This window comes from Blautia wexlerae, assembly GCF_013300825.1.
Classification (GTDB): domain Bacteria; phylum Bacillota; class Clostridia; order Lachnospirales; family Lachnospiraceae; genus Blautia_A; species Blautia_A wexlerae_B.
On record NZ_JAAIMY010000016.1, the window covers coordinates 71654 to 79536 of the forward strand.

Annotated in this window: 6 protein-coding genes; all 6 read right to left on the minus strand. The window is 42.6% G+C overall.

Annotated features, from left to right (window positions below; all coding sequences use genetic code 11):
* Positions 1 to 12: 12 nt before the first annotated feature.
* Entirely contained in the window at positions 13 to 564 is a 552-nt protein-coding gene (locus G4417_RS09800; RefSeq protein WP_118567007.1) for a DUF3793 family protein, read from the minus strand.
* A gap of 418 nt (positions 565 to 982) precedes the next feature.
* Complete coding sequence (locus G4417_RS09805; RefSeq protein WP_173683311.1) at positions 983 to 4336, minus strand: AAA family ATPase; 3354 nt, start codon at positions 4334 to 4336, stop codon at positions 983 to 985.
* Positions 4333 to 5496 (minus strand): exonuclease SbcCD subunit D, encoded by a 1164-nt coding sequence (locus G4417_RS09810; RefSeq protein ID WP_330380563.1) that lies wholly within the window; start codon positions 5494 to 5496, stop codon positions 4333 to 4335. Before G4417_RS09810 ends, G4417_RS09805 begins: the two co-directional genes overlap by 4 nt.
* A gap of 40 nt (positions 5497 to 5536) precedes the next feature.
* Complete coding sequence (locus tag G4417_RS09815; protein WP_055053618.1) at positions 5537 to 6280, minus strand: DeoR/GlpR family DNA-binding transcription regulator; 744 nt, start codon at positions 6278 to 6280, stop codon at positions 5537 to 5539.
* Positions 6281 to 6459: 179 nt separating this feature from the next.
* The gene (locus G4417_RS09820; protein ID WP_019162036.1) at positions 6460 to 6717 is read right to left on the minus strand and encodes an HPr family phosphocarrier protein; all 258 of its coding nucleotides are present in this window, start codon (positions 6715 to 6717) and stop codon (positions 6460 to 6462) included.
* Between the two features lie 224 nt (positions 6718 to 6941).
* Positions 6942 to 7883 (minus strand): RNA-guided endonuclease InsQ/TnpB family protein (locus tag G4417_RS09825; protein WP_173717683.1); only part of this gene is annotated, 942 nt, incomplete at its 5' end.

Consider the following 7883-nt stretch of genomic DNA (forward strand, 5'->3'; position numbering starts at 1 on the left):
ATAACTTCTTCCTTACGCAGCTACTGTCAGCTGACGTACACTTCTTCCCTGATTCCAGAGACGCACATACACGCTGGTACATTTCTTAAATCTCGCAAAAGCCTTTATTGCCTCACATTCATTGCAGTAAACCTTCCAACAACCTACACATTTACAGTTCTGCCCTGCATTCTTGATAAATCCGATCACATCTCCCAGCGGATATCCCAGAAACAATCCGATTTCATGAGGGAAATCTTCTCTCTGGGCCAGGCGGCTTCTCAGTCTCTCAAGTGCATATGCAGGATCTGTACTCTCATACCCATACTTCTTTATGAAACTCGCAACACCAGGTTTCTTCAGATCTCTTTCAAGGCTTGAGAACCGGCAGACATAAATCAGCGCCTTTTTCTCACTCCTGCGAAGTACTGTGAGGGAAACGCCTTTTTCTCTTACACATTCATTAAAGCCTTCCACGCTTTCCCATAATTCTTCCTCAGATTCATATTTGTATGTAAAAAGATTTCCGGTTTTAATAGATGCTAATGTAGGTGAACAATGTTCGATCACAGATTTCTCCAGCATGTTATGATTCCTTTCTCAATGGCAGAATATTGGTTAGGCTATGCTAACTATCTATCAAAAAATAAAGCTTTACGAAACATTTTATTGCTTTTGTTTGCTGCAAAGCTTGAATTACTGCTGTAAAAAGACCTTCAACAGATCGTTCAGCAGTTCGAGTTATTTATGTCTAACTTCATAACTTAATATATACTATCTCTGGTATTCTGTCAAGTTAATTTTGTATAACTTTTTTTTAGTAACTGCCTTTTTTAACCGAATCAAGTAAGTCCCCGGGGTCGGTTGCAAAAACAATAAGCAATGGGTAGGGACTTGCTTGTATCAGGAGGAGTGACAACTCCTTCTGATACACTGTGAAACAGTTATTCGATGTAGTGCCACATAGCGAAGCGGATAATTTTATCCACTTGACCATAAAATCTCAACCTTCTATACAGATCGTACTTCCAACTCCATCTTCTGTTCGTTTCTTGGTTACTATGATCTTCTTATCAATACGTTCTTTCAGTTCTGCTACATGGGAAACGATTCCAACCAGTCTGCTTCCCTGACTGAGATCCTTCAATGCGCGGATTGCCTGATCAAGGGCATCTTCATCCAAAGATCCGAAACCTTCATCCACAAACATGGTATCAAGCTGGATTCCACCGGAACTTGACTGAATCTCATCGGAAAGTCCCAATGCCAGAGACAAAGATGCCTGAAATGTTTCTCCGCCTGATAAGGTCTTGACACTTCGAACAGTTCCATTGTAATGATCTACTACATCCAGTTCCAGACCGGTTTTCCCTACCCTGCTCTTGTTTTCTTTTCTGCGAACTAACTCGTACTGACCGCTGCTCATGGTCATCAGACGGATATTGGCACGCGCAAGAATGCGGTCAAAATACTGCATCTGGATGTAAGTTTCCAGCATGATCCTTGCCTTACCCGTGATCGTACCATTGGCAGTGTCTGAGAGAGATTTCATCCACTTCCAGCGGGTTTCCGTTTTCAGAAGTTCTGTCTGCTGTCTGCGGATTTTTTCATACATGTCACTGTTGATTTCCAGGCGGGCATGGATTTCATCACGATTTTCTGAAAGTGATTTCTTTTGCTGTGCAAAGTTTTCTTTCTGAGCATTCAGTTCCTCAGCTGAAATACTTATGGATTCTTTTAACTGTTCTGTCAGAGATGCAATTACCGAATCCAGCTCTGTCATTCTCTTTTCTAATACTTCTCTCGCTTCTGTTACTGTTTTATAATGTATTTCAAGCTTCTTTTGTTCCTCAGTCTTAAGCTGGATCTGAAACAGGATTTCTTCCTTTGTCCTCTCACCCAGCTCTTTTTCCATATTCTCTCTCTGCTTCTGCAACTGCTCATATCTGGATTTCTCTGCTGCTGTCTGCTGCTGATTCTGATTAATCTGGTCTGTGATCGTTGTGAGTTCTGTCTGAGTCTTACCAATCTGCATCTCCAGAAGTTTTCTCTGTTCCAGAAGTGCTGTCAGATCCTTTTGTTTCTGCCCCAGAATATTTTGCTGCTGTTTCAGCCATTCTACTGCTCTCTTTCCCTGCAGCAAAGCCTGTGATACATTACAGATTTCCTTTTGATACACTATTTCACCGCTGTGATCCTGTGACAGTTCCGGATCAGTTTTCATTCTCTGTCTTATATCTTCTTCATGGATCCATGTCAGTACAGGTTCGTCCAATTGATTCTGCAGCTGTTCCTGAATACTTTCCAGCTGGCTCTTCCTCTTTTCAAGACTGATCTGTAATTTCTGAAATTCTTTTGCATGATGCTCCGACTGTCTGGTAAACTCTTCCTTTTTCTTCAACAGATCCTGATAAGCTTTTTTCTGTTTTTGAATTTCTTCTAATCCTGTCTGTACACTGCTTTCCTGATTTTTTACAAATAAACATAATTCATGATCAGGAAGTTCCTTTCGAAGTATCTCTTCGGCTTCCTCTTGTGGCAGAAACTGTGCTGCATAGCTTTTAACCCCTTCTGTCAGTTCTTCCCTGCAACGCTGCACCAGTCCTGCTGCCTCTCCTGCCTGCACACTTGCGTCAGATGCCACTTTTTCTGCAGCCTCTGTTAACTTTTTCTGTTTTTTCAGCTGTTCTTCTGTGGGAACTTCCTTCGGAATCTGCGTAAGCTTTGGATGATGAACAGAACCACATACCGGGCATGGCATCCCATCCTGAAGATCTGCTGCCAGTATACCTGCCTGCCCATCCAGATAGGCCTGCTCCATTTTGTTCAGGATTTCTTTTATTTCTGTCCGTTTCTGAGAAGCGGTCAGATAACCCTTCTTTTTGCTCTCTGCTTCCTTTTCCAGATCCTGATACCGTTTCTGCTGATCTTCTATTTTCTCTATCTGCTGCAAACGTATGACCAGACTGTTTTCTTTGATTTCCAGATTCCCACAGGAAACAATTTTCTCTTCCAGATCAGTCAAATCCTTTTTTATCTGTTTCGCAAATTGTTCTTCCTGCCCGGACTGTATTTTCAGTTCACTGATTTTTGTCTGAAGAAACTCCAGGTTTCCACAGTTCTTATAAATTCCTGCATAAAGAGTATCTATTTTCTCTTTCCGGAAATCTGTTTCTGCTTTTTCTTTTTCTGCACCGTCTGTTGTCTGATATTCTTTTTGTTTTTCTTCAAGCACAGCTTTCATTTCTTTCTGACGATTCTGCAGCTCTGTACCGTCCGTTCCCAGCTTTTCTATCTGCAGGGAAGCCTTCTTTGTTTCTCTGAGCAGATTTTCCAGATTTGTATAACGCTCCAGATTCTCTTTTTCTTTCTGTATGGAAAGCATCAGGCGTTGGATCTCATCAGGTTCCTTTGCCCCATTTTCTGCAGCTTTTTGTGCCTGTTCCAACTGCGGAAGCAATACCTCTTTCTCTTGCAGAAGCTGTTCCTTCCTTGCCTTTGCATCTGCTTCTTTATGAGTCTTTCCCAAAAGCTGATTTACTTTTTCCAGTTCTTTATCGTTCTCTTTAATCTGCTTATTCAAATTTTTCAGCGTCTCTTTATCTACCTTCAGAAACTGCTCCAGGATTTCCAGACCTTCTTCCAGATTTCCCTCAAAGCCATTCTTCTCCATCAATATCCACTGTTGTCCCAACTGGTCTTCTGTAGAATATCTGACCTGTTCCGTATACTGGCGGATACTTCTCAACAGCTCTTTATACGCCTTGTCCAGACCACCGGCCTCGAATTTTAATTTTTCCTGAATCACCTTATAAATATCCGTATGGAAAAGCTTTCTGAAAATGTTGCTGCGTTCCTCTGTGTCAGCCAGCAGCAATTTTCTGAAATCTCCCTGTGCGATCATAGCAATCTGCGTAAACTGCTTCATATCTAACCCGATCAGATCAGTAACTGTCTGATTCACTTCCTTCAGCTTTGTCACAGGAGCTCTTCCATCAGAAAAAGTAAGCAATGCTTCCCCTTTCTGGGTGGTCATTCCGGTACCTCTGGTCTTTGGGCGCTCATAATCCGGGCTTCGCTTCACTGTATACACTGCATCTTTATATTCAAAAATATATTCCGCATAGGTAGGTGTTTCCGGTTTTGCATACTTGCTTCTGAGCATGGATGCCTCCCGGACTCCTCCGCTTGTCTCCCCGTACAACGCAAATGTAATCCCATCAAAGATCGTCGTTTTTCCTGCTCCCGTATCTCCGGTCACCAGAAAAAGTCCCTGTCCTCCAAGCTGTGTAAAATCGATCACAGTCTCATCCGCATATGGACCAAATGCAGATAATGTCAGCTTCAATGGTTTCATACGCGCACCTCCTTCAGATTCTGGATCAGTTTCTCCACAAACTCTGTCTGTTCTTCTTTCATAGGTTCATTATTTAACAGTTCATAAAACTCCTCAAACAGTTCCAGCTCTGACTTCTGTTCCTGAGCCTCCACTGCCTGAACTTCCCGGTTCTCACGTGTTCGTTTATTATCATATTCCAGACGCATCAGATTGGGATAAACAGTACGTAGCTTCTGAAGTGCCCCCGGCACATCTTCCTCATCCGTCAGGGTAATCTGAAGATAATCCATCTTATTTTCAGCAGTATAATGATCCTTCGCTGTCACATCCATATAAGTTCCCCTTAGCTTACGCATATCATGTTTGGGAATCAAAGGTACTGTACTGACCGTCACATTTCCTTTCTCCAGAAGCTCCACAATCGTTACTGACTTTTTATGATCTGCTTCTGAAAAAGAATACTTAAGCGGCGTCCCGCTGTAACGCAAGGTCTCTCTCCCCATTTTCTGAGGTCTGTGGATGTGTCCCAGTGCCACATAGTCAAAATCCTTAAATACCTCCGCACTGACATTATCAAGACCGCCAACCCATGTTTCTTCTGAGTCACTTCTGTCTGCTCCAGTCACAAACTGATGTGCCACCAGCACATTTCTCTGTGTCCTGTCAATCTCGCACTCCTGCAGAGCAGCCATGACACCCTCTTCATAAGTATTAATGTCATCCCTCTGCAAAGCATGGCGTACTGCCGCAGGTTTCAGAAAGGGCAGAAGATATACAGATATTGGCCCATACTGATCTTCCAGCACAATCCTTTTCATTTCACCATCATAAACCTGCGAAATATAAATATCACTGCTTTCAAACAGCTTTGCTCCAAAGGAAAGCCTTTCTGCTGAATCATGATTTCCACTGATCATGTACACCGGAATCTCAGCTTTAGCCAATCCTGTAATAAATTCATCAAACAGCTGCACTGCCTCTGCCGACGGCACTGTCTTGTCATAAACATCCCCTGCGATCAGAACTCCATCTACTTTCTGTTCCTCAAAGATTTTCATCATCTGATCCAGAATATACCTCTGATCCTCCAGCATGGAAAAATCATGCACCCTTTTCCCAATATGCAGGTCCCCAATATGCCCAAACTTCATCCCACATCTCTCCAATCTAAATATCATTCCTGCCTGCTCTGTCTGCCGGCGGCATTTGATCCATTATTTATTTCACCTTCAGAATATTTTTGCTGTCCTCATACTCCTCCGGAATTTCTTCTGTAAGAATTTTAGCATCTGTAAACCCGCCGAATGTGACAGAACTTACTTCTCCAAACTTCGACTTATCTGTCAGGATATATACATCTTTGCATTGCTTCATTGCAGTACTCTTTACAATTGCTTCGCTGGTATCCGGTGTGGTAAAGCCTTCCCTTCTGGTAATTCCATTGGTTCCAAAAAATCCCTTTGTAAAATGATACATCTGGATCATCTGCATTGCCTGACTGCCTACGACTGCCTCTGTAGAACTCTTCAGTTCTCCTCCGATCAGGTAAACCCGGATTCCCATCTTTGCCAGAGTCTGGGCATGGGATACTGCATTGGTGACAAAGGCAGCTTTTACACCTTCCAGATATTCCAGCATCAGACCAGTGGTGGTTCCTGCGTCCAGATAAACGAAATCATCCGGTGTGATCAGACTGGCTGCATATTTTGCGATCTTTTGCTTTTCTTCTTTATTTAATTCTGATTTCTGCGCTACTGTCGGTTCATAGGCAGTTACTTTATGATTTAATGCTACTGCACCGCCGAAAACCTTGGTAAGTTTTCCTGCTTTGTCCAGTGCAGTGATGTCTCTGCGCACTGTGGATTCTGATGCATCCAGAAGTTCTCTCAGCTCTGTTACTGTAACACTCTTTTTTTCTTCCAGAAGCTTCAGAATAATATCAAATCTCTGTTCTGTAAGCATGTACTTCTGCCTCCATTGTATATTTACTTTGATTATTTACTTATGATTATTTTCTCCGATATCTACGAATTGCTCCGCTGCTTCGCAGCTCCCCCAATTCTCATTATCTCATTATAACAGAAACAGGAGATGAATGCATCATCTCCTGTCTGTCAGTTTCTTATATTTAATTCTGTGAATTACAGGTTCTCCTGCATGAATTTGCTTACTGCTTCGTATGCTGCTTCTTCATCAGCACCTTCGATCGTGAATGTTACTTCATGGCCTTTCTTAACGCCAAGTCCCATCAGTGCAAGAAGTTTTCTGCAGTCTACTTTTTTACCCTCTTTTTCGATGGAGATCGTTGACTCAAAACCTTTTACCAGTTTTACAAGCTCTCCTGCAGGACGTGCGTGGATTCCTTCATTGTCTGTAACCACATACTTAAATTCTTTCATTTTGATACCCTCCATGTTTTTTATTTTAATTTTTTCATTATTGCTTTTTATTTCGCTGCTTATGCTGCTTTGTTGAATGGTCCGCCCATATCAATAGCCATCATTCCACCAAGCACTATGCGTGAATTACTCGGCAACTGAGTTACCAGAGCATCTGAATTAAGGCGGGATACCGCCTTTTTTCAGGGTGCATCCATGACACCACTACTGTTTGCTCTTTAGAGCTATACAGCTACTTTTATTATTTCTGGTGTTTTTAGTCCGGTTACGGACAGTTCTCTTTTTACTCCGGATACGGAGTGATATTTTCTCAGGACATTATATGCGCCTACGGCATCTGCGTTATAGGTTCTGTTTCCATCTCTGTACAACCCTCTCTCTTTCCGTTTGGACGGCTCTGCATATCTTTTCCCCACTTTCGGTGACAGCGGACTGCACTGGCTAGTATAACTTTCTTCCTGTTTTATAAAGCGGATTCCATATCTTTTCAGCTTATATTCCAGCATGATGTAGATCCTGTTATACGGCAGGCTGTGGAACTTCTGGTTTGTCCTGTGTCCCAGGTCTTTTTCTCTCCGGATATTCCGGATATCCCCTGCAACGATACAGGTGATCCCCTGTTCCCGGCAGTATTCTGCTAGATACCTTGTGACCTTGTGCAGATAGTCCGTTACTGAGTCTTGTTTTCTCTTATATAACTTCCTGATATGTTTTGATGTGACCGGGTGCTTTACTCCCTTTCCGGACTGCTGTCCATACCAATGGGCCTGCACCCTTGCGATCTCTTTATGGAAATATCTTTCCAGTGCAAGGTACTTCCTGCCCAGGATAAACGTCTTCCCATTTTCAGAATCATAACACGTCATAAGGTTGTGAAGCCCCAGATCAATAGACAGTTCATGTCCGTTCTGTGGAAGTTCTTCCTGGTCAGGGACTTCATAAACAACAATAATTTTACAGTTTCCTTTCTCCGGCGGGTAGATCCGCAGCTGTTTGATCTGATCCATGCCCCTTAAAATCTTATTTTCAAGGTAAAGAAAGTTTTCATGGATCTGATATGTTTCTTCCATATATTTTTTTAATGCCTTTGGAAGGGACAGGCGGACTCTGCCCGTATCCCGCTCATGCACGATCCCCATCTGCATATAGGTAATGGGGATACTTTC